A 20,513-nucleotide genomic window follows, 5' to 3' on the forward strand; every position below is an offset into this window, starting at 1 on the left:
CGCAGCCGTTGAGCAGGGCGGCCAGTCCGATGACGGCGGCCGGTGCGGTGAGGTAGAGGAGCTGTTGGGGGTCATGGCCGGATGTGTCGCTCTCCTGTGCGGGGCTTGTGGCCGCGGCAGTGGGGGCAGTAGTCGCGGTCGCGGCCCAGGAGCCAGCCGTTGGCTTGGGCGTCGCGGGCGGCCTGCTCGGCGTCGCGGGTGGGGACGGTGCGGGTGTTGCAGGTGCCGTATCGGAAGTGGCGGTCACAGACGTAGGTGATGAATCGGGTCACTGCCGCTCCTGGTGAGGGTTGTTCTGACGCTGTAGGCGATTGCGGTCGTCGGGATGCAAGTGGCCGAAGTGCCAGCCAATGCCGGCCGGGCAGCGGTAGGCGTTGAGCCGGCCGTCGGGGTGGAGGTTTTTGGCGGCGCGGCGCGCGTTCTTGCGGGTGGTGTAGGCGTTTTTCCTGCAGCGGGAGCACCAGCCGAACCAGCCGGGAATGAAGTCGCGAACATTCATCGCGCCTCCTCGCGGACCTCGGTGACGGGGCCGTAGTGGCGGGTGAGCTGGTGCCATGCGAGGGGGTCGTTGTCCAGGACAACGCTCTCGTCGAGGGTCTCGTAGAGCAGGAGCCAGCCGTTGGCGTGGCGTACCCAGGTGCGGCCGTTGTACGCGCGGACGGTGGTGATCTCGGGCCCGGGTTCAGGGTCGCCGTGGCGCCAGTGGCGGGGTGTGGTGTCCATGTGCTGGCGTTGGGCGTGGAGTTGGCCGGCGTAGGTGAGGACGGCGCGGAGTTGGTCGATCGGGGTGGGCCCGACAGCGGCATGGGACAGGTCGAGTGCGCGGAGGTCGACCTCGACTAGGCGCATGAGCTCGCGACAGAGTTCGACCTTGCGCTGGTTGGCGTGCTGGGTGAGTTCCCGCCAGCCGTCGAGTTCGCCGGCGATGCGGCGCAGGACGGGGCCGTAGACGTCGTGTGCGGCGCGGGCCAGAGCGTGGTAGTAGCGCATGCCGGGAGGCGTGGGGCGGAAGAGCTGCCGGTCGGCCTTGGCGAGGGCCTGGGCGGCGTGGTCGACCAGTTCCTGGTTCGGGTTGTCGTCGGGTGTCCTGAGTTCGCTCACGGGTGGCTCCTGGTGCGGGTGCGGAGGGCGGCGCGGCACAGGGCGATGCCGCGGCGGTTGATCTCGTCCTGTCGGGGGTGGCGGGGTTCGGGCAGTGGCCGGTGGGCCAGGTTCGGTTTGCACACGGGGCAGGGGACGGGGTTGTCGACGTCGTACTGCTGCCAGCCGCGGTGGCAGTGGTGCGGGCGGGCGGGGCTCGGGTGGGGGGTGTCGTCCTCGTCGTCGAGGAGTTCTCCGGTGGGGTCACGACGCATCTCGCATCACCGCCTTGGGGTGGCATCGGGGGCAGGGGCTGGCGCGGCCGTCGTCGTCCCACACGAGCCGGTAGGCGGGTGGTTCGCCGGGGCGGCCGTCGCACTGTCCGCACAGTGGCGGGGGGCCCTGACGTGATGGGGGCGGCGTGGGGCGGGCGCGGTGGAGGGGCAGGTAGGCGAGGAGCTGGGCGTCGTCGGTGGTCCGCAGGGCGGCGGCCAGATCACTGGGGCGGTGGTGGCGGGTGAACGCGTCGACGATGGCGGCGGCCTCGGGTCGGGTCACGTCCAGCCGGTAGGCCACCGTGCGTACGCAGGGGTGGTCCGGGGCGGTCTCGGGCACGGGAGTCTCCTGGGGTGGCGGGTGTTGCGGGGTGGTGTCGTCGGCCGGTGGGCGCGGGGGTGGCAGTACCGCGGCGACGGGCAGGGGGTCGTTCTCGCGCGCATACGCGTGTGCGTGCGCGGTCTCCTGGTCACCTAAAGGTGACCAGAGTCGGGTGGTCTCTTGTGTGGGTTGGTCACTACGCGCGCGACACCCAGGTGGCACGAGTTCTGCCGTGGAGGCGACACCGGTGTCACCAGTTTCACTGTCCACAGGGCACGGGTTGGCTTCTGATGCCAGAGCTGTGGCATCTGTTCCCGAGTTGTCCACAGGCGCCGGGTCCACAACTGGTGCCACCCAGGCGGCACCAGTTGTGGACAACTCGGAACCGGTGTCTGCCGGGGCGTGGCCGGTGTTCTCGGTGTCGGTGCCAGGAGTGGCATCTGTTTCCGGTGCCGGCTCGGTGTCGCGCTCGGCCGGGTCGAGCAGCTCGACGCGCTCGAGCAGGTCGGTGGGGATGGTGAGCCGGTACTCGGTGGCACGCCGGCCACGGCCGCGGCCGCCGCCGCGCCGTACCACCTGCAGCAGGCCGAGCTTGGTGCGCAGGTAGGCCAGGCAGCGGGCCACGGTGCGCAGGCTGTGTCCGGTGATCTCGGCCAACGTCTTGTTGCCGGGGAAGATCCGGGTGCCGTCGGGGTCGGCGTAACTGGCCAACAGGAACCCGTAGGATTTGATGGTCCATGGCAACGTCCTGATGCGACGCAGGATCCGCTCCCACTCGAAGCGGCCACATGGCATCAGTTCCGCAGAAGATGTCATCAGTTCCATGGGCGTTCCTGTCGGGGTGGGGCGGCCGCCGGTCCATGGCCGGTGGCCGCCCTGACGGTCGTATGACAGGCGACCCGGATCGGGTCAGGGGTACGGGCGTGGTCCCGGGTTAGGAACCGGCCCCGCTGTGGGTGCCGAAGCCACCGCGCAGGATCGGACCTCCAGCGGCGGGGACACCCCGGGCGATGGCGCCGTGGGTGGGGCGCCGGAAACTCCCCTTGGCGGGGGCGACGCGCTGGCCCACGGCCGGCGCGCGACGGTCACCACCGGTGGTGCTGTAGAAGAACCACAGGGTGCCGTCACCGGAGACGTCGTCGTAGTCGTCGTCGCAGCGGTCGTCCGCGACCCGTTGCTGGGTCGCCGGATCCACGCACACCGCGGCGTAGTCGTACACGGGTGCGGGTTCGTCGCAGCCGGCCAGCAGCAGGGCGGCGACCGCGGCCGTCAGTGGCGCGGCCACCCTGGCCGACCGCAACCGACGCCGGCCGCCACGATCCCTGTCACGCACAGTCGCGGCACCTCTTCCGCTCCGACAGCTGCTGCGGTAGCGGGGTCGGATGCAGCGGTGCGAGGAGCCGGTGGTGGCCGCATGGCAGACACAGCAGCCAGTCCCGGGTCACCACACGCCGGCCGGGACGGTGACACACCACGCACGGGGCGGGCTCGATCACGTTGAGGGCCCGATCCTGCTCGGCCGGAACCACGGCGGTGACAGCGGTGACGAACGGCATCGCTACCACCAGCCCAGCAGCCACAACGACAACGGGACGATCAATGCCCAGTACGCGAGCAGCAGGACCGCGAGCGCGGCCGCGTCGCGCCGACAACCGTCGCGCCAGGTCCGGACAGTCACAGCGATGCCGTAGACTGTGATGCCCAGGGCCACCGCGGGCATGAGGATCGTGCGGATCGTGTCGACTAGGTGCTCATCCATCGCCGTCCTCCCCACCCTGCTCGAGTCGCGGCAGCGGCCGGCAGAACGGGCACTGTGGACCGTGATGGGCGCGGCCGCAGCGGGCGCAGTACCACGGCGACGGAAGTTGACTGGTGCCGGTGAGCCGCGCGTCCGGGTCCCCGGGGGTGCACCGGCACCGGCCGCGGCGCGCGGGTGCGGCCGCCAGTTTTCGCTCGGCCTGCTCGAGCTGCTGCATGACGTGATGCAGACGTTCCTGCAACCAGTCGGCGCGACGCTGCCACCGTCGCTCCATGGCCTGGAGCGCGAGGATCCGGTCCCGGCCGGCGCGGACCTGCTCGGCCGTGACCACCGGGGCAACGTTCACTCCGAGATCAGCGAGCAGTGACCGCAGACCGCGGTGATAGGAGTTCGCTGCGTCACGCTGACGCTTCCATAACTCCTTCACAAGCTCGCCGTCCGGGTGCACATGGCCCAGTACCACAGCGAGCTCAGCGAGGGGCTGGATCGGCCAGCCGGCGACGTCCTGATCTCGGAGCCCCGGAGGCGAGGGCGTGATCTCCGGAGTGAGATAACGCCAGTAGTGATACGGCTCGCGACCGATCGGCAGCTTGATCACACGACGGGCACACAGTGCGAGAGGATGATCCTCGGGATGGACGCGGACGGTACCCAGTGGATCGGTGGCCGGATCCCCGGCGGGCAGGAGAGAGTCAGTCGCCATGGTCGGTCACCTCCACGCGGTCGGTCACGTCCATGCCGCGCTGCCGCAGCAGCACGGCCACGTTGCGGGCCAGGCGTTGAGGCCACCGGGAGTCGTGACCGCCGACCGCGGCCGCGACCACCAATGCCTGTTCGAGTTCCCGTTCAGACACCGCCCGGCTCGGTACGCGCAGCAGCCCGTGGAGGTAGCCCAGGTGCACTGCGTGCGCCCGGTTCCGCGCCCCCAGCTTCCGGAACAGGTGCCGGATGTGGGTTTTGACGGTGCTTTCCTCGAGGTACATCAGGCGGGCGATCTCGATGTTGGTGCGCCCCTGGGACAGGTGCACCAGTAGTTCGCGCCGCCGCGGCGACAGGGATGTCATGCCTGGGCCTCCTCGCTGCCGTGGCATGGGGATTCCGGTGCGGCGAGCAGGCCGGCGAGGTGGGCGAGATGCACGGCGTGCGTGATGTTGCGGGCGCCCAGCATGTACCGCACGGCCGCCACGTGGTGCTCCACGCGCCGGGTGGTGATGCCGAGGAACCGGGCGGCGCTCTCCTGGGTGTGTCCCTCGGCCAACAGGCGCAGTACCTCACGCTGCTGAACAGAGATCATCGGCGCTGGGTCGTCGCCGGCCAGCGCACGCCGACCCGCGTCGGTGAGGACATAGGGAACCTCGGTGCTGTCGGCCGGCGAGGACGGCACCTCGATCAATCCGGCCTGGACCAGGCGCCGTACGGCGGCGGCCTGCGTCCTGGTGACGCGGTGGGGATGCCAACCCGTCTCGTCACGACGGGCGATGATCGCCCACTGCGCGACGCGGGACAGCGTGCGGGCAAGAAGCGGGGTTGGTCTCATGACGTCTCCGGTGGCGTGGTCGTGATCTCGCTGACGTGCACCAGATGCCCCAGTCCGTCCGGGGTGTGGCCGTAGAGGACCCGGTCGTCGATCTGGGCCTCGACCGTGAACTCCACCGTGGTCTCGACTTGGCCGTACAGCGGGAAACGGGTGGTGACGGTGACGGTCTGGCCGGCCAGCGGATGCGCCGTCTCGTGACTCACCGGCCGGCCGCTGTCGCACGGGTCCGGCGTAGGGGATGATGATGTGGACACGAGATTCCTCTGGGATGTTCTCGGTGTTGTTGACGGGGTGTCACCGCTGCGGGCGGACACGAGTCCGCCCGCAGCGAGCAACAGCGCGACGGCCAGCACCACGCAACAGCCACTGCCCTGCCCCCGCGGCGGACCCTGCGGCAGCCAGCGGGCATGGCGATGCAATGGCCGACCATCCGAAGTGGACCGACTCACGCGGTGGACTCCGCCGGCGTGAGAGGCCACCGCAGCGCGTTCAGATCCACCCGTAGCGGTTCGCCACGACTCGGCGGCGGCAACTGCCGAGCCAACGCCGCGGCGGTCTCGTCGAAGGCCGACGCCTTCACCACGACCCGGACACCGGTCTCGGGCAGCCGGCCGGCGGCGACGATCTCGACCTCGACGACCGACGCCGTGAGCTGCCCGTACCGGTGATGCAGCTCGATCACGACCTCGTCCAGGCTCTCCGCCCAGGCGGTGAACTCGGGCACCCTGGCCACCGCGAACGACGCCCGCACACTGATCTGAACGGGAGCGGATCCCTCGGCGGCCGTGAGGTAGACGCCCACCGGAGCGGGAAGCCCCGGCCGGGCAGCGACGTGAGTACCCAGCGCGTCATGCGCCGCCCACAGCGAGGTGGTGCTCATTCGGGACCTCTTTCCGGAGAGACGCCATGCAGGACACTCCGGGCCATCAGACGGGCGCCCTCGGCGAGGAGCACGTCCGCAGCGCGTCGAGACGCGATCTCGTCGACCACGCGTGCGAGTGCGGTGACGTCCAGGGCCGTCGGGCCGAGTTGCCATTCCGCCGCGCGGGCCAGCAGCTCGTCGGCCACCTCAGCCTGGGTGGTGCTGGTGTCGTCGCGGTCGGTCATGCCCGCTCACCGTTTTCGGCCAGCAGCGGCGTACAGCGCCACTCCACTTGCTCGACGGTGCGGGTCCGTGTGACCGTCGGCGCCGCGGCCACGACCTCGGGGTCTGGCACCTCTTCGGTCACCGTCTCGGTGCCGACCACCACGCGCTCACACACCCGCTCACGCTCGGCATAGACGTACAGGGTGACGGGTCCCCACGTGAGGTTGACGCCGAAGTACTTGCCGTCGGAGTCCTTGGTGATCTGGGCGCCGTGCCGCTTGCCGGCGCGGGCGAACGCGGCCAGGAGTGCCTTGTGGTCGTTCTCGCCGCTGAAGAGAGGACTGATGATGCGTTCCAGGGAATAGCGGAGCCGCTCCGCGAGTGCCGGATTGTCCTCGATCAGGTCGGCGAGTGCGCGCAGGCCCGCGGCCTGCTGTTGGGCAAAGGTCAGTTCAGACATCGGGGTGTCCTTCCGTGGACAGTCGCCGCCACAGCCACACCGCGGCGCAGGGCACGGCGACAGCAACGACGAAGAAGAGGAACAGGGCGAGGAACTGCCCGAGCCGGGACAGTCCCCAGTAGGCGGTCAGAACCGCGTGCGCAGCGATGGCGACCATGCCCAGCGCGACGGCGGCCAGGGCCAGCAGCGTGAGCACGGCCACGGCAAGGTTGATCGCGTCCGCAACGCGCTCGAGCACAACGTCCCAGCGGGGACGGTGCGACCGGGAGGACGTGGTCATCGGCGACACCTCCGTGCCGCCGCCGACGCCTGGTCGGCCCAGCGGCGCAGCGGACCCAGGCCGAGCGTGACTCGCTCGAACCGGGCCACCGGCGGGATCTCAGAGGCGGGGATCTGCAGCACCGACCACACCCGCAGCGACAGCTGTCCGAGCAGGCCGTGGACGTGGACGAACGGCCCGTGGTCCAGGCACCGCAGCTCGATACGGACTTCGTCGAGGCTGCGCGCCCATGCCAGCAGCCCGGCGGGCTCCGGGCGCCCGAGATGCGCGGCGACGTCGTTCTGGCTGGTGGCCAGAGCGAGTTCGGCCAGGTCGGGCAACTCGTGGTCGACCATGTGCCGGCCGAGAGTGACCAGCGCCGGACCCTGGGCGTAGGAGGTGACGGCGGTCATCGCGGGCCACCCCCGTCCGTGGGCCGGCGGACCTCGGTCAACGCGTCCCTCGCCCGGCCGCCCAGCTCGAGGTCGAGGGCGAGGGCTGCCGAGCGCGCCGGAAACTGGATCCACCGACTGGATGAGGCCAGCCGGCATCCGTAGGAGGCGCCGCCGCGGGCCAGGTGGGAGGCCACCTGGGCGGCGTCACGCAGGTGCGTAGTCGGCCAGGCGATCACCACGTCGACCACACCCAGCACCACCAGGTGCTCCTCGTCGATGCCGAACTCGGCGGCCTCCGGGGAGGCGTAGCCATCCGCCGTCAGATGGCAGGTACACGACCAGGCCCACCAGTCGGCGTGCCCGGTGATCGTGACCGTGTGATCCGCCGCGGCCAGCACATCGCGGGCCAACTGCTCAGCCGAGCACGGGTCCCCGCACCGGCGGTGCCGACCGGATTCGTGATCGGCCAGGGCCTGACGCAGCACATAGGAGGCGTTCGGGTCACCGCCGGTCGCGGTGAGATGGTCGATCGCGGCCGCCAACACCCGGTCCGCCGGCGAACGGACGGTTCTGGCCTCGATAGGTTGTGACTGGGTCATGAGAGTCGATTCCTCTCGTGATCAAGGCGGGCCGTATCCGGGGAAGCGGGTGCGGCCCGCCGTCCATCTGTGCGGTGGTGGTGCCCGCACCGGCCGCGGATGAGAGGCCGGCACGGCCGGTGCGGGGGTCTAGGCCGACCGCAGACGCGGTCCGCGCCGGCGGGTCCGCTGCTGGAGTCCGCGGATCCACGCGTCGGCGTCCTGCTGGTGGATCAGCCAGCGGCCGCCGTCACAGCGCTGATGGCCGACCAGCTGGCCGGCGCGCAGCGCCTTCTCGACGGTCTTGGGGTGCATGCGGGCGTAGTCCGCGACCTCGGCAGGGGTCATCCAGGGCGTGGTCATGCGGCACCTGCCCGGGGAGCAGTCGTCGGGAAGTCGCCGCTCGTGAGCGCCTCCACTGGGACCTTCAGTGCCTTGGCGAGGGTGGCCAGGAGGCGAGGACGAGGGCGGCAGATGTTGCGTTCGATCTTGGACAGTTGCGAGGGGTTGACCGGCTGACCGGCCTTGCGGCAGCGCGCAGCCAGATCGCGCAGGGTCAACCCGCTTTGCTCGCGCCGCATGCGGATGGCTCTGCCATCTACAGGGGTGCTAATGCGGCCATGTGCCATGATGCGCAGGCTACCGGTAGTAGGCACAGGTGACAACAGATTGACACAGATTTTGGCTCGGACCTAGGAGGGGTGACCCCTCACGCGGAGGCTCGCGGCGTTGCAAGCTGCGTTAATCTGGAGTAGCTACGCGTAAGTAACGAAGAACGTGCGAACCAAAGCCGGGGACCAAGGGGCGAGTGTTGACCGAGCGGAATCCGCGAGAACGGCTCGCCGACGCGATGGAGCGGCGACGACTCGAGCTGCGGATGCGATGGAAGGACGTCGCAGCAGCGGGTGACATCGCCTACGAGACGTTGCGCGCGATCCGCAAGGGCAAAGGCGACGAGATCCGCGGACTCACGAAGGTGGCAATCGAGACCGCTCTTCGGTGGGCGCCGGGAAGCGTCGACGTGATCTTGTCCGGGGGCGAGCCAACGCCGCTCGAACAGCCGCAGCCTCCGAGCTTCCCAGTGAACGCCGCCGATCCCGTCGAGCGAGACATCTGGGCGATCACGGTGCTACCCGAAGACATTCGGTGGGCCTACATCCAGATGTACCGCCGCCATGTCCGCGACAACCCGGACGAGCATCGTCGTCACGCGTGACTGTCTGCAACGCTTTGGTTACATCTTGCAGCTCTGGGTGACGTGATGTAGCCCACAAGCGCACCCTCCGTTGGGTGATCATCGCCGCCGCTCTTCTGACTCTCACCCTTGCTCTGGTTGCCTTCATCGCCTACGCGCTTCGCGAGTTCCGAAGACTCCACCAGCGGGACCGCCATCTGGCGGAGAGCATGGACCTCGCGTGGGCCCGTCTTGCGGGTCACGAGATGGCGCTGAGGGGTTTCTTCCTGGCACGTGCGCAGGGACATGACGTGGGAGAACACCGCACGGAACGACATCTGTGGTCTGTCCCGGTGGTTATCGTGGCCGCACTCGCCGGCGGTGCGATATGGCTCTGGCGTCGCGTCCTGCAGTACCCGGCAGTCACCGCCGCTGTGGCCGGCGCAGCCGGGCTTGGCACAATCGTTGCCCTCCTGCCCGGCAACCAGCCGGCCACCACTCCTCCCGACGCTCCTCCCCGCACGCCACGCCCCGTGATCACATCCGTCACCAGCACACCCTCGATCTCGACACCGTCCCGCTCCTCGGCCGCGGTCTCGTCTCGACCAACGGAGTCGACGTCGCCCGCGAGTTCGAGTCCTGCGCTTCTCGCACGAACACCGCGCGCCCTTCGACCTACCGCCGTCGGGGCGGGCCCGTCCCCGCGGTCCACTCAGGACGCCGTCGTGGGGTCGAGCTCCGCAGGCACCACCGTTGCCCCGGCGGTCGCCGAATCCGACCGTGACGGCCGCGGCCGGGGTGATGCCAAGCGCCACCGGCTGTGCCGGGATATCCCACCCGGGCTCGGGAATGCCTGCCCGGATCGGGGCCGTGATGACTCTGACGACGACTCCGATGACGATTAGCGCCATCGGAGAGATCTCTATCCGCCACAACGACAGGAGAAAGGATCGGATGGCCAGCGCCGAAAAGATGGGACCCGGGAAGTGGAGAGGCGTCTACCGGGACGCCAACGGAAAGAAATGCCACACCAAGGCGCCGTACTACCGCACGAAGAACGAGGCGCGCAACGCGGCGAACGAGGAGGAGGTGAAGGCCCGCCGGCGAGCGGCACCCCGCAACGGGGCGTTGCCGGCGACGACGACCTGGGACCAGTGGTGGGACCTGCTCAGCACCACGCGCACGTTCGAGGTCACCGACACCGGCCGAGTCGAGGCGAGCATGGTCAAGGCCCACATCCGTCCCCGATGGGCCGGAGTGGCCTTGAACCAGATCAGTCGGCCGAAAGTCCAGGCGTGGATCGACAATTTGGAGTCGCGAAAGCCACCGCTCTCGGCCAATTATATCCGGCGTATTTACACCACGTTCGCGGCGACCATCAATCTCGCGGTCACCGAGGAGATCCTTATTGCCTCGCCCTGCGTGAGAATCACATTACCCCGGGTGCCCAAGCAGCCCAAGCCGTATGCGACGGACGGTCATCTGGCCACGCTCAAAACCCAGCTGCATCAGCGTTTGCAGGACGCGGTGGACTTCGGGTTCGAGACTGGCCTGCGGCCGGGCGAACTCGCCGGCCTCCACGTCCACCGTGTGGACGTGGAGGCCAAGCTGCTGGTCGTCGCTGAGGTCTACGTCGGTGGCCAGCACCTCATCCGGCCCTTCCCGAAGGACAAGGACTCGCGGACGGTGCCGCTGTCGGAGAAGGCGGTGGCGATCGTGCGGCGGTGCCTGGCCAGCCGGACGCTGGACGGAGGATGCGGTATCCCGCACGCCGACGGGCGGCCGTGCTCGAGCGCCCTGGTGTTCCTCGCGCCGCGCGGCGGAGTCATCAGGCCCCGCACGTTTTCCGACCATCTCCGCAGGGCCAGCACCGCCGCCAAGATGCCACGCCGCACGCCCTACACCTTGCGCCGGGGATACGCCACGCGCCTGGCGGAGTCCGGAGTCAACGCGTTCGAAATCGCGCGGGTGATGGGGCACGGCAGCCTGGACCAGTCCCAGGAGTACGTCCAGGAGACACCGGCAGCGCGGGCACGGGTGCTGCGCGCTCTCGGCGATCCACCGACCTTGACTGCGGTGGAAGGAGGCGCGGGGACTGGGACAGACCCTGGGACACACCTCGACTCCCAGACACTCCCCGGGACTCCCTCGCGCACCGAGGAAAACGTGGGATGACCAGCCGGAACACCCCCTCAGACTCCCTGACGTTCCCCGAGGCTCCCAAACCCTGTTTTTCCAGGTCACGTGATAGTGCGTACCGTTGTCGGGTGCGCGTCATCCACCTCGGCTTGCAGGAACGCCGGGCCCTCGGCTCGGCCCCGCCGCCGGCGGTGGCGTACCCGATCACCCGCACCGCCGCTCCCACCCGCCGACGTGCCCGGAGCCATCCCGATGCGTGAGCTGAAGGTCCTGCTCAAGCCCGGCTGGCTGGCGATGACGTTGCTGGTCGTGGCGTTCGCGGTGCTCAGCTTCACCGTCCTCGCCCCCTGGCAGTACCACCGCCACGAGGACAAGAAGGCCCGGGCGGACGCGGTACAGACCGCGCAGGCCACCCCGCCGGCCCCGCTGGACCAGGTCCTGCCCCACGGCCAGGCCCCGGACGGCGGCACCGAGTGGCGGCAGGTCACCGTCACCGGCACCTACCTGCCCGAGGGGGAGACCCTCGCCCGCCTGCGCACCGTCCTCGGCGAGGCCGCCTACGAGGTGCTCACCCCGTTCCGCACCATCGACGGCAGCGTCGTGCTGGTCAACCGCGGCTTCGTGCGCCCGGTGCAGAACAGGGGCCGGGGCAACACGGTTCCCGACTACACCGCCCCACCCACCGGCCAGGTCACCCTCACCGCCTGCCTCCGCCGGGACGAGACGGACACCAGCAACCGGGACGTCCTCACCGAGGGCGGCCACCGGCAGGTGTACGCGATCAGCTCCGCCACGGTCGGCAAGGCCGTGAACCTCGACATTCGTCCCGGCTACCTGGAACTCGTGGCCGACCAGCCCGGTGTGCTGGGCGTGCTCCCGCTGCCCGATCTCGGGCTCGGCCCGCACCTGGCGTACTCACTGCAGTGGGTGGCGTTCGGCGTGATGGCCCTGCTCGGCCTGGGTTACTACGCGTACCGGGAGGTGCGGCCGGCTCGGCCGAAAGTGTCTGTGCATGCCGCCCTGGCCGAGGACGAACCGTACGAAGTGCAACCACGCCGTGGTGAGCAAGTCTTTGACCGCGGTGGTGACCAGGTCTCACGACGAGCGGATCCGACGACCAGCACGACCAGCACGTCTGACCCCGCACACGGGCTCTGACCGCCCCCGTTGCACGCGGCGAGCGTTCACCTGGAAGTCGCCGCAAAAAGAGGCGGTCGCAGAACACGGCAGAACAGGGATGATCCGGGCCTGGGGCCATCGATCCTTGAAACGCTCCGCCGGCCCTGGGGCACCCCAACGGCGGCCCGTTCCCACGCGGGGGCCGCTCGCACTCACCGCCGACGTCGAAGCCCCAACACCAACGCCGTCGTGGTCGACACCGCCGCCGCCACCGAGCCCACCACCCGGGACAGCTCCACCGCACGGGTCACGTGCCCGGAGTCGGGGGATCGGCCCTCCCCGAGGATGGGCCGCTCCTCCACGGCGTGCCCGTAGGCGGTGCGCCCACCGAGCCGCACCTCCAGCGCGCCCGCGAACGCCGCCTCCACCTGGCCGGCGTTCGGGCTCGGATGCGCCGCGGCGTCCCGCCGCCACACCCGCCAGGCACCCGCCGCCGAACCACCCACCACCGGCGCGGACACCGCGGTGAGCGCGGCCGCCAGCCGGGACGGCAGCAGGTTGGCCAGGTCATCCAACCGAGCCGCCGCCCATCCGAACCGCCGGTACCGCGGCGATCGATGCCCCACCATCGCGTCCAGGGTGTTGATCGCCCGATAGCCCACCAAACCAGGCACACCCGCGACCGCACCCCAGAACAGCGGCGCCACCACCGCATCGGAGGTGTTCTCCGCGACCGACTCCACGGTGGCCCGCGCAAGACCCCGGCCGTCCAGCGAGTTCGGCTCCCGCCCACACAGGTGCGGCAGCCGCAACCGCGCGTCGGCGACCCGCCCGGAGTCCAGCGCCTCGCCCATCGCCGCGCCCTCCTGCGCCAGCGAGGCCCCACCCAGCACGGACCACGTCGCGGCGGCCGTGGCCGCAGCCTGCAACACCGGGCTGCGCCGCGTCAGCCGCTCAACGGCGGTGCCGAGCAACACCGTCCCACCAGCCAACAACGCCGTGTACACAACCCCGGATGCCTTGTGGTCGCGGTAAAGCGCCTTCTCCACCGCGGTCGCCGCCCGTCCGAACGCCGCGACCGGGTGCCCCCGGCGCGGGTCCCCGAACGCCGCGTCCGCGGCGACCCCGAGCAGCAGACCAACAGCGCGCCCCGCGCTCCCGGCCCCACCCCGCGAGCGACCCACCGGACCCCCTAGACGCTCCACCGGCCACCCGGCCGGGTTCCCCTGAACGTGTTGCGGGTGGCGACGTTAGCGCCCGCCGCCTGCGCGTCCACGAGCGGGCGGCCGGTTAGGGTTGCCGCCCGTGAGGGAGGACCAGGGGGAGCTGACCGCGGCCGTCCCCGACGGCGAGCGCCGGTTGCAGCTGTACGCGTACCTGCAGGCACGTGAGCACCAGCGCACCTACCTGGAGATCATGCGGCTGTTCGCCTCCACGCTGCTGGCCGACCTGTCCGCCGGCGAGGTGGCCGGCGCGCTGGCCGGCGCCGAGCGGGCCGGCCGCGTCGAGCCCGGCGAGTCGCGGATCGAGTCGGTGATTCCCCGGCTCCGCCAGCTCGTCGAGTGGGGGAACCTGGTGCACGGCCGCCGGGAGACGGTCGCCGCCAGCATCGCCGAGTTCCAGCACGGCAGCGCCCGTTACCAGGTCAGCAAGCTCGCGGTCCGGGTGCAGCGGGACGTCGACGAGCTGCTGCGGGTGCCCGAGGGCGCCCGCGAGGTGTCCCGCGAGCTGCTGCCCGCCATCGAGCGCGGCCTCCGCGAACTCACCAGGACCTTCCAGGTAGCCACCGGTGACGACCCGCGAGCCGCCCGACACGCGACCGAGTTGCTGTCCGAACAGGTCACCACCCTGTTCCTGCAGCACGCCGAACTGGCCGCCACCGTGCGGGACTTCTACGCCTACCTCGGGCACGTGCTCGCCCGGCACCACCTCGCGCCGGACGAGATCTCCGGCTTCCGGGACCTGCTCGTCGACTACATCCAGAAGGTCGTCGAGGACGTGCTGCGGCACACCCCGGCGATCGCCGACACCCTGGCCGGCCTCACCGGCCGCCGTGGCGAGCTGCTCACGCTGCTCGGCCCCGCCGAACGGTTGGGCGAGGACGTGGAGCGCTCCCGTGGCCGCACCGAGGACGACTGGCGGGAACTGACCGACTGGTTCGTGGACCGGCCCGGCCGGCCCAGCCAGGTCACCGCGCTGCGCGAGGCCACCGCCCGCGCCATCGGCTCGCTGCTGGCCAGCGTGAAGCGGGCGACCACCGGCGCTGGCCTGCTACCCGGCCGCCGCGCGGAGCTGCTGAAGCTCGCCAGGTGGTTCGACGAGGCCGGCCCGGACGGCGCGCACGCCCTCTACGCCGCCGCGTTCGGGCTGCACTCGGCGCGGCACCTGATGCCCGCCCCGGACCACGACGCCGACGACGAGCACACTCCGTGGCGGGACGGCCCGGTCCTCGACGTGTCGGTGAGCGTGCGCAGTCGCGGCGACCGTGGCGCACGCGGCCGCACCTCGCGCATCGTCGACGACCCCATGACCGAGCAGGCCCTGCTCGCCGAGGCCCGCGAGGTTGACGCGCAACGCACCGCCGCCGTGCGGGAGCTGGCCTCTGCCGCCCCTCGCCTGGGCGAGGCGCGGCTGTCCTCGGCCGCGTTGAGCGTGCTGTGCGATCTGCTCACCCTCGCGATGGCGCAACGAGAGCGTGCCGACGACACCGGCTCGGCCGCCGACCCGGTGCGCGGCCTGCGCCTCCGGTTGCGCCCCGAAGAAGGCCGCACGACCCGGATCAGCACCGCCGGCGGCGTGCTCACGTTGCACGACACCGCGATCGAGCTCGGGGCGGAGGGGAAGACCGAATGAGTGCCCACCCCGCCCTGCGTGTCCTGGACCGGCTGTCGGAGATCGACGCCGCGAACGTGGTGCGCTGCGCCCGCGTCCTGCTGCGCCGCCCGCTGGTGCGCGCCGGCGGCCCCGACGGCGACCTGCTGCCGCTGATGTACCGGCACCGCGAGCAGCTCCAGGAACTTTTCGTGGTCACCCTCGGATACCGCCTCGTGGTGGAACGCCGGTTCGCCCGCCTCTACAAGCTCGGCCCGGGCGACGACCCGACCCGCGGCGAACCCACCCTCACCCCACGCGGCTACGCCTACCTGGCGCTCACCCTGGCCGCACTCACCGGCGTCGGCCGGCAGGTGCTGCTCTCCCGCCTCGTCGCGGACGTCCGTGCCGCCGCGGTCGAGGCCGGCGTCACCGTCATCGACGACCAGCAGGACCGGCGCGCCCTCACCGCCGCGCTGCGGCACCTGCTCGCCCTCGGCGTGATCAGCGAGACCGAGGGAACGGTCGGCCCGTGGAGCGGTGACGCCCCCGTCGAAGCACTGATCACCATCGACACCGACCTGCTCGGCCTGCTGCTCTCCGGCCCGCTGTCCGAGTCGGGCGACCCGGCGGAGCTGATCGAGCTGGCCGCCCGCCGCCAGCAACACCCGGTGCGGCGCCGGCTCGTCGAGGACCCCGTGGTGCTCTACGCCGACCTCACCGGGGAACAGGCCGCGTGGTTGCGCAAGCACCACCGCCGGGAGTCGGTGTTGCTGGAACGGTGCTTCGGCCTGGTCACCGAGACCCGCCTGGAGGGCGTGGTCGCCACCGACCCGGAGGAGTACCTGACGGACCTGTCCCTCCCCGGCCCCGGTACGGTCGCCCGCATCGCCCTGCTCGCGCTGCGCGAGCTGCGGGAGCGCGACCCGCTGCCCGACGGCCGGCACGAGGTTCGGTTCGCCGAGGTGCGCGAGCAGGTGGCCGCGTTGGTCTCCGACTACCCGGCGGCCTGGTCCCGACAGGCCACCGAGGATCTGCACGCCCTCACCGAGGACGTCCTGGAGCTGTTGGTGCGCGTCGGCCTGGCCCGCCGCGACCCCGACACCGACGACCGGTGGCTGCTCAGCCCGGCGGTGCACCGCTGGTGGCCGGAGCCGGACGACACCCCGGGGCGGTCGTCGACCGAGTCGGCCGAACCCGAACCCCAGCCGGCGGGTTGGTCGCTGTTCGACTAGCCGAGCTGCTAGTCAGGACATGGCTCCCGGCCCGCCGGGCCGGCCGGGCGTGGGTGGAGCCACGAGCAAGGAACGGAGAGACAGTTGAGCCCAGACCGCTGGCGGCTGCACCGGGGTGGCATCGTCAACATCTGGCAGTACGCCGAACAGGTCTTCGACTTCTCCGGCGGCCGCGGGATCTTCCAGGGCACCAACGGCTCGGGCAAGTCCCGGACGCTGGAGCTGCTGCTCCCGCTCTGCCTGGACGGCGACCTGCGGCAGCTCGGCTCCAAGGGCTTCGACACGGTCAGCATCCGCCGGCTGATGTTGGACGACTACGACGGCGGCCCGAACCGCATCGGCTACGGCTGGGTGGAGCTGCGGCGCACTGGCGCCGAAGGCACGCCCGAGTACCTGACCTGCGGTGTCGGGGTGAAGGCGTCGAAGACCTCGCAGCAGGTCACCGACTCCTGGCGGTTCATCACCCCGACCCGCGTCGGCTACGGCCTCAAGCTCGCCGGCCCGGACCGTGTCCCGCTCGGCCCCGCCCAGCTGAAGGAGGCGATCGGCGCCGACTGCGTGCTCGACGACGCCCCGTTCCGCGCCAAGATCGCCGAGGCCGTCTACGGCATCCCCGCCGCCCGCTACACCGACCTGCTCCACCTGCAGCGCACGCTGCGCAACCCGGACGTCGGCCTGAAGGTCCTGGAGGGCCAGCTCGAGCAGATCCTCACCGACGCGCTGCCGCCGCTGGACGCCAGCCTGGTCGAGCAGCTGGCGACCTCGTTCGAGGACCTGGAGTCGATCCGCACCAACATCGCCCGCCTCACCACGGCCGACACCGCGCTGAGCGCCTTCCTGTCCACCTACCAGGGCTACGCGCTGGCGCAGCTGCGCACGGCCGGCGACCGGGTGGCCGGTGCCCGGGAGAACCTGCGCACGCTGCGCGCCGAAGTGGCGAAGCTGGCCGACCGCCTCGAAATCACCCAGCGGCAACGCACCGAGGCCGACGCCGAGGTCACCACCATGGAGGAGACCGAGCGCCAACTGGAGACGCGGATCGACGCGCTGAAGGCGTTGCCCGCCTATCAGGGCCTGCGCAACCTCCAGGACCGCGAGCAGCTGGTCGCCCGCGCCCGGGCGGCCGCGGAGTCCGCGCTGGAAACCGCCAGCCGGCAACGCGCCACCGAGGACCGTTCGGTGGACGCCGTGCTCACCGTGCTGCGGCGCCTCGACCAGGACGTGCGGGCCGCCACCGAGCTGTCGGCCCGTGGCCGGGATCAGCTCGCCGCGGCCGGGCTCGACGGCGCCGGCTGCCCGGCGCCCCCGGTGCTGCCGCCGGCCGAGGCGGTCGTGGTCACCGACAGCGTGCGCGCCAAGCCGGACCCGGACGCCGAGCCGCTGCCGATCGAGCGTCGCTCGCTGCCACCGGTCGACGGCGAGGCCCTGCTCGCCGAGCTGCGCGCCGCCGCGGACAGCGCCGGGGAGCTGGTGTCGGGCACGCGGCGCCGGTCCGCCCTCACCGAGACGCTGTGCCACCGCGCCACCGACCTGGACCGGCAGCGGGACCGGGTCGACGAGCTGCACCGCACCGCGCGCGAGGCGCAGATCGCGGCCACCGACGCTGCGGGCCGGCGCAACGAGGCCGACCAGCGGCTCGCCGACGCCGCCGAGCTGTGGTTGGAGCAGTGCCGCCAGTGGACGGGCGAGACCTGCTCGCAGGGTCGAGCCATCGACGCGGCTGGGCCGCTGGCCGAGCTGGCGGACGCCGAGCGCCCGGCCGTCCCCGCCGTGACGGACCTGGTCGGCTCCCGCACTGCCGCCCGGCAGGCACGGGAGGCCGTGCGGCAGTGGGCTGCCCCGCACCTGCGGACCGCCGCCCGCAAGGTGCACGCCGCCGAGCAGGACGTCGCCTCCGCCCGTACCGCCATCAGCGAGCGTGAGCGGGAGCTGACGGCGCTGCGGGGCGGGGTGCAGACGGAGCCCGACCGACCCCCGTTCGCCACTGCCGGGCGGGACCCGGCGGCCGGCGCGGCCTTCTACCGGCTGGTCGACTTCGCCGACGGTGCCACCGACGAGCAGCGGGCCGGCCTGGAGGCCGCCCTCCAGGCCAGCGGCCTGCTCACCGCCTGGGTGACCGCCGACGGTCGCGTGGCCGACCCGGCACCGGCCGACCTGCTGGCCACCCCGGCCGGGGTGGCCGGTGGGGCGAGCCTGGCCGATGTGCTGGTCCCCGCACCCGAGCCGGGCTGCCCCGTGCCGGCGGACCTCGTGCGCCAGGTCCTGGCTGCCGTGGCGCTCCTCGACGACCCGGCCGGAGAGTCGGCGCCGGCCGGGCTGGCCGTCTCCACCAGCGGGCGGTGGCGGGCCGGCGTGCTCGCCGGGACGTGGCGCAAGGACGCCGCCGAGTACGTGGGCGCCGGTGCCCGCGAGGCCGCCCGCCAGCGCCGCATCGCCCTGCTGGAGGACGAGCTGGAGCGGCTGCGTGGCGAGCTGGCCCGCGCCCAGCAGGACCTGGAGGAGGCCAGGGCCGGCCACGGCGCCTGGCAGGGTCACCTCGACGCGTTCCCCGACGACGGCGACCTCATCGCGGCGCACGCGACACTGGCCACCGCCCGGGACGCGGCCGCCGAGGCCGAGCGGCGGTCCGCCCACCTGCGCGAGCAGCACCACGAAGCCGAGGAACGATGGCAGGCCGCCCGCGCCGAACTGCACCGCGACGCCACCGAAGCGGGGCTGACCGCCGAGACCGGCGAGCTGGAGCGTGCCCACCGCGCCGCCGAGCAGGCCAGGGCCACCGTCGAGGAGCTCCGGCAGACCCTCGACGAGCGGTGTGCGCGCACCGTCGGCGACCTCACCGACGCCGTGCACCACCACCAGGCCGCGTTGACCGACCGCACCGAGGCCGAGGCGGCAGCGGACACGGCATGCACCGAGTACGCCGACCAGGCCGCGGCGTTGTCCGAGCTGACCGGCGCGATCGGCGGCGAGGCACAGCAGGTGGCCGACCAGCTCGCCGTGCTCGAGGAACAGCGGCGGGAACTGCGGCATGCCCTGCCCGGTGCCCGGGAACGCGTGGCCGCACTGCGGGAACAGGCCACGAGGGCCGAGACCCTGCTGGAGACCAAGCGGGCACAGCTCGGTGGTCGCGAGGAGGAGGTCGGACGGGTCTCCGCGGCCTTCCGGGACGCGTTGGCCACGCCCGGCCTGTGGGTGGCGGCGGTCGGCGTGCCCGAGGACGAGGAAACACCCGCCGGACCACCGACCGACGACCTCGACGCCACGCTCGCGGAACTGGAAGCGGCCCCGGAGCGCCGCGCGTTCTCCGAAGGCGCGGTCATCACCAAGCTGCAGGCCCTGCAGACCGCCCTGGCCGGCACCCATGACATCACCGCCGAGACCCACGCCGGGGTGCTCACGGTGACGGTCACCGGCGAGGACGGGCCACGCCCGGTCGCCGAGGCCGCGCACCGGGTCGCCACCAGGCTGGCCGAGCAACGCGGCTACCTCGGTGAGCGCTACCAGGACATCTTCGCGACCTACCTGATCCGCGATCTGGCCGAACGGCTGCGTGGCCAGATCGCGGTGGCCGAGGACCTGTGCCGGCGGATGAACGACGTGCTGGAGCGGGCCCGCTCCAGCCAAGGCGTGCACGTCCAGCTGGAGTGGCGGCCCTCGGCGGCCCTGGACGAGGGCACCCGGCAGGCGCTGGACCTGGTGCGCATGCCGTTCGCCGAGCGCACCGCCGAACAGGACGACGCGCTGCGGCGGGTGTTCACCGAGCGGATCGAGGCCGAGCGCGACGCCCACTCCACCGGCTACGCCGAGATCCTGGCCCGGGCGCTGGACTACCGGTCCTGGTACTCGTTCACGGTCCGGGTACGCGACACCGGGCCGGACGGCAAGCCCCGGGCGCGGCGGCTGCGTCAGCTCTCCTCCGGCGAGACCCGCCTGGTCTCCTACGTGACCCTGTTCGCGGCGGCGGCGTCCTTCTACGACGCCGTGGGCGTGGCGCCAGCGGAGTCCGAGGAGGCGGCCAGCCGTGCCGGTGCGGCCGGCCCGCTCCGGCTGGTGTTGCTCGACGAGGCGTTCGAGCGGCTGGACGACCCGACGATCGCCCGGCTGCTCGGCCTACTGGTCGACCTGGACATGGACTGGATCATCACCTGGCCCAGCGGCTGGGGCGTCTCGCCGAAGATCCCGCGCATGCACATCTACGACGTGCTGCGGCCCAGGACCGGCGCCGGAATCGCCTGCACCCACACCACCTGGGACGGTGCCGCCCTGGAACGGGCGGACTGAGC

General features: G+C 71.7%; 28 protein-coding genes. 7 read left to right on the top strand and 21 right to left on the bottom strand.

Features of this window, described 5'->3' with window-relative positions:
- Positions 1 to 71 precede the first annotated feature (71 nt).
- From IEY55_RS18690 to IEY55_RS18785, 20 genes are all read right to left on the bottom strand, one after another.
- Entirely contained in the window at positions 72 to 272 is a 201-nt protein-coding gene (locus IEY55_RS18690; RefSeq protein ID WP_189059614.1) for a hypothetical protein, read from the bottom strand.
- Positions 269 to 499 (bottom strand): hypothetical protein, encoded by a 231-nt coding sequence (locus IEY55_RS18695; protein WP_189059616.1) that lies wholly within the window; start codon positions 497 to 499, stop codon positions 269 to 271. Before IEY55_RS18695 ends, IEY55_RS18690 begins: the two co-directional genes overlap by 4 nt.
- Positions 496 to 1,101: a hypothetical protein gene (locus IEY55_RS18700; RefSeq protein WP_189059618.1), complete on the bottom strand. Its 606-nt coding sequence runs from the start codon at positions 1,099 to 1,101 to the stop codon at positions 496 to 498. The genes IEY55_RS18695 and IEY55_RS18700 overlap by 4 nt, the downstream gene beginning before the upstream one ends.
- Positions 1,098 to 1,355 (bottom strand): hypothetical protein, encoded by a 258-nt coding sequence (locus tag IEY55_RS18705; protein WP_189059620.1) that lies wholly within the window; start codon positions 1,353 to 1,355, stop codon positions 1,098 to 1,100. The genes IEY55_RS18700 and IEY55_RS18705 overlap by 4 nt, the downstream gene beginning before the upstream one ends.
- Positions 1,345 to 2,493 (bottom strand): helix-turn-helix domain-containing protein, encoded by a 1,149-nt coding sequence (locus IEY55_RS18710; protein WP_189059622.1) that lies wholly within the window; start codon positions 2,491 to 2,493, stop codon positions 1,345 to 1,347. The genes IEY55_RS18705 and IEY55_RS18710 overlap by 11 nt, the downstream gene beginning before the upstream one ends.
- A 118-nt stretch (positions 2,494 to 2,611) precedes the next feature.
- The gene (locus IEY55_RS18715) at positions 2,612 to 3,010 is read right to left on the bottom strand and encodes a hypothetical protein (RefSeq protein ID WP_189059624.1); all 399 of its coding nucleotides are present in this window, start codon (positions 3,008 to 3,010) and stop codon (positions 2,612 to 2,614) included.
- Entirely contained in the window at positions 3,003 to 3,257 is a 255-nt protein-coding gene (locus IEY55_RS18720; protein WP_189059626.1) for a hypothetical protein, read from the bottom strand. The genes IEY55_RS18715 and IEY55_RS18720 overlap by 8 nt, the downstream gene beginning before the upstream one ends.
- Positions 3,236 to 3,436: a hypothetical protein gene (locus tag IEY55_RS18725; protein ID WP_189059628.1), complete on the bottom strand. Its 201-nt coding sequence runs from the start codon at positions 3,434 to 3,436 to the stop codon at positions 3,236 to 3,238. The genes IEY55_RS18720 and IEY55_RS18725 overlap by 22 nt, the downstream gene beginning before the upstream one ends.
- Positions 3,429 to 4,139 (bottom strand): hypothetical protein, encoded by a 711-nt coding sequence (locus IEY55_RS18730; protein WP_189059630.1) that lies wholly within the window; start codon positions 4,137 to 4,139, stop codon positions 3,429 to 3,431. The genes IEY55_RS18725 and IEY55_RS18730 overlap by 8 nt, the downstream gene beginning before the upstream one ends.
- Positions 4,129 to 4,500, bottom strand: a complete 372-nt coding sequence (locus tag IEY55_RS18735; protein WP_189059632.1) for a response regulator transcription factor — start codon at positions 4,498 to 4,500, stop codon at positions 4,129 to 4,131. Before IEY55_RS18735 ends, IEY55_RS18730 begins: the two co-directional genes overlap by 11 nt.
- Positions 4,497 to 4,973 (bottom strand): helix-turn-helix transcriptional regulator, encoded by a 477-nt coding sequence (locus IEY55_RS18740; RefSeq protein ID WP_189059633.1) that lies wholly within the window; start codon positions 4,971 to 4,973, stop codon positions 4,497 to 4,499. Before IEY55_RS18740 ends, IEY55_RS18735 begins: the two co-directional genes overlap by 4 nt.
- The gene (locus IEY55_RS18745; protein WP_189059635.1) at positions 4,970 to 5,176 is read right to left on the bottom strand and encodes a hypothetical protein; all 207 of its coding nucleotides are present in this window, start codon (positions 5,174 to 5,176) and stop codon (positions 4,970 to 4,972) included. The genes IEY55_RS18740 and IEY55_RS18745 overlap by 4 nt, the downstream gene beginning before the upstream one ends.
- A gap of 242 nt (positions 5,177 to 5,418) precedes the next feature.
- Positions 5,419 to 5,853: a hypothetical protein gene (locus tag IEY55_RS18750; RefSeq protein ID WP_189059637.1), complete on the bottom strand. Its 435-nt coding sequence runs from the start codon at positions 5,851 to 5,853 to the stop codon at positions 5,419 to 5,421.
- Entirely contained in the window at positions 5,850 to 6,080 is a 231-nt protein-coding gene (locus tag IEY55_RS18755) for a hypothetical protein (protein WP_189059639.1), read from the bottom strand. The genes IEY55_RS18750 and IEY55_RS18755 overlap by 4 nt, the downstream gene beginning before the upstream one ends.
- Positions 6,077 to 6,520 carry a hypothetical protein gene (locus IEY55_RS18760; RefSeq protein ID WP_189059641.1) on the bottom strand — a complete coding sequence of 148 codons (444 nt, stop codon included), beginning with the start codon at positions 6,518 to 6,520 and terminating at the stop codon, positions 6,077 to 6,079. The genes IEY55_RS18755 and IEY55_RS18760 overlap by 4 nt, the downstream gene beginning before the upstream one ends.
- A complete protein-coding gene (locus IEY55_RS18765) occupies positions 6,513 to 6,800 on the bottom strand; it encodes a hypothetical protein (protein WP_189059642.1) in 288 nt (95 codons plus the stop codon). The genes IEY55_RS18760 and IEY55_RS18765 overlap by 8 nt, the downstream gene beginning before the upstream one ends.
- Entirely contained in the window at positions 6,797 to 7,192 is a 396-nt protein-coding gene (locus IEY55_RS18770) for a hypothetical protein (RefSeq protein WP_189059644.1), read from the bottom strand. Before IEY55_RS18770 ends, IEY55_RS18765 begins: the two co-directional genes overlap by 4 nt.
- Entirely contained in the window at positions 7,189 to 7,773 is a 585-nt protein-coding gene (locus IEY55_RS18775; RefSeq protein WP_189059646.1) for a hypothetical protein, read from the bottom strand. Before IEY55_RS18775 ends, IEY55_RS18770 begins: the two co-directional genes overlap by 4 nt.
- 129 nt (positions 7,774 to 7,902) lie before the next feature.
- The gene (locus tag IEY55_RS18780) at positions 7,903 to 8,115 is read right to left on the bottom strand and encodes a helix-turn-helix domain-containing protein (RefSeq protein WP_189059648.1); all 213 of its coding nucleotides are present in this window, start codon (positions 8,113 to 8,115) and stop codon (positions 7,903 to 7,905) included.
- Positions 8,112 to 8,381: a helix-turn-helix domain-containing protein gene (locus IEY55_RS18785; protein WP_268239333.1), complete on the bottom strand. Its 270-nt coding sequence runs from the start codon at positions 8,379 to 8,381 to the stop codon at positions 8,112 to 8,114. Before IEY55_RS18785 ends, IEY55_RS18780 begins: the two co-directional genes overlap by 4 nt.
- A gap of 182 nt (positions 8,382 to 8,563) precedes the next feature.
- Here IEY55_RS18785 and IEY55_RS18790 point away from each other — a divergent pair, with 182 nt between their 5' ends.
- From IEY55_RS18790 to IEY55_RS18800, 4 genes are all read left to right on the top strand, one after another.
- Positions 8,564 to 8,968 carry a hypothetical protein gene (locus IEY55_RS18790; RefSeq protein ID WP_189059652.1) on the top strand — a complete coding sequence of 135 codons (405 nt, stop codon included), beginning with the start codon at positions 8,564 to 8,566 and terminating at the stop codon, positions 8,966 to 8,968.
- Positions 8,969 to 9,880: 912 nt separating this feature from the next.
- On the top strand, positions 9,881 to 11,101 hold the full coding sequence (locus IEY55_RS18795) for a site-specific integrase (RefSeq protein WP_189059654.1): 1,221 nt from the start codon (positions 9,881 to 9,883) through the stop codon (positions 11,099 to 11,101).
- Positions 11,102 to 11,193: 92 nt separating this feature from the next.
- Positions 11,194 to 11,325 carry a hypothetical protein gene (locus IEY55_RS32575; RefSeq protein WP_268239334.1) on the top strand — a complete coding sequence of 44 codons (132 nt, stop codon included), beginning with the start codon at positions 11,194 to 11,196 and terminating at the stop codon, positions 11,323 to 11,325.
- On the top strand, positions 11,318 to 12,223 hold the full coding sequence (locus IEY55_RS18800) for an SURF1 family cytochrome oxidase biogenesis protein (RefSeq protein ID WP_189059656.1): 906 nt from the start codon (positions 11,318 to 11,320) through the stop codon (positions 12,221 to 12,223). The genes IEY55_RS32575 and IEY55_RS18800 overlap by 8 nt, the downstream gene beginning before the upstream one ends.
- 173 nt (positions 12,224 to 12,396) lie before the next feature.
- On the opposite strand, the gene IEY55_RS18805 is transcribed toward IEY55_RS18800, so the two are convergent.
- Positions 12,397 to 13,368, bottom strand: a complete 972-nt coding sequence (locus IEY55_RS18805; RefSeq protein ID WP_189059658.1) for a cobalamin biosynthesis protein — start codon at positions 13,366 to 13,368, stop codon at positions 12,397 to 12,399.
- Positions 13,369 to 13,489: 121 nt separating this feature from the next.
- Here IEY55_RS18805 and IEY55_RS18810 point away from each other — a divergent pair, with 121 nt between their 5' ends.
- The 3 genes from IEY55_RS18810 to IEY55_RS18820 all read left to right on the top strand — a co-directional run bounded on the left by IEY55_RS18810 (position 13,490) and on the right by IEY55_RS18820 (position 20,511).
- Positions 13,490 to 15,037 (top strand): TIGR02677 family protein, encoded by a 1,548-nt coding sequence (locus IEY55_RS18810; RefSeq protein WP_229686525.1) that lies wholly within the window; start codon positions 13,490 to 13,492, stop codon positions 15,035 to 15,037.
- Complete coding sequence (locus IEY55_RS18815) at positions 15,034 to 16,230, top strand: TIGR02678 family protein (protein ID WP_189059660.1); 1,197 nt, start codon at positions 15,034 to 15,036, stop codon at positions 16,228 to 16,230. The genes IEY55_RS18810 and IEY55_RS18815 overlap by 4 nt, the downstream gene beginning before the upstream one ends.
- Before the next feature lie 84 nt (positions 16,231 to 16,314).
- Positions 16,315 to 20,511 carry a TIGR02680 family protein gene (locus tag IEY55_RS18820; RefSeq protein WP_189059662.1) on the top strand — a complete coding sequence of 1,399 codons (4,197 nt, stop codon included), beginning with the start codon at positions 16,315 to 16,317 and terminating at the stop codon, positions 20,509 to 20,511.
- Positions 20,512 to 20,513: the final 2 nt, after the last annotated feature.

This window comes from Longimycelium tulufanense, from assembly GCF_014645795.1.
GTDB lineage: Bacteria > Actinomycetota > Actinomycetes > Mycobacteriales > Pseudonocardiaceae > Longimycelium > Longimycelium tulufanense.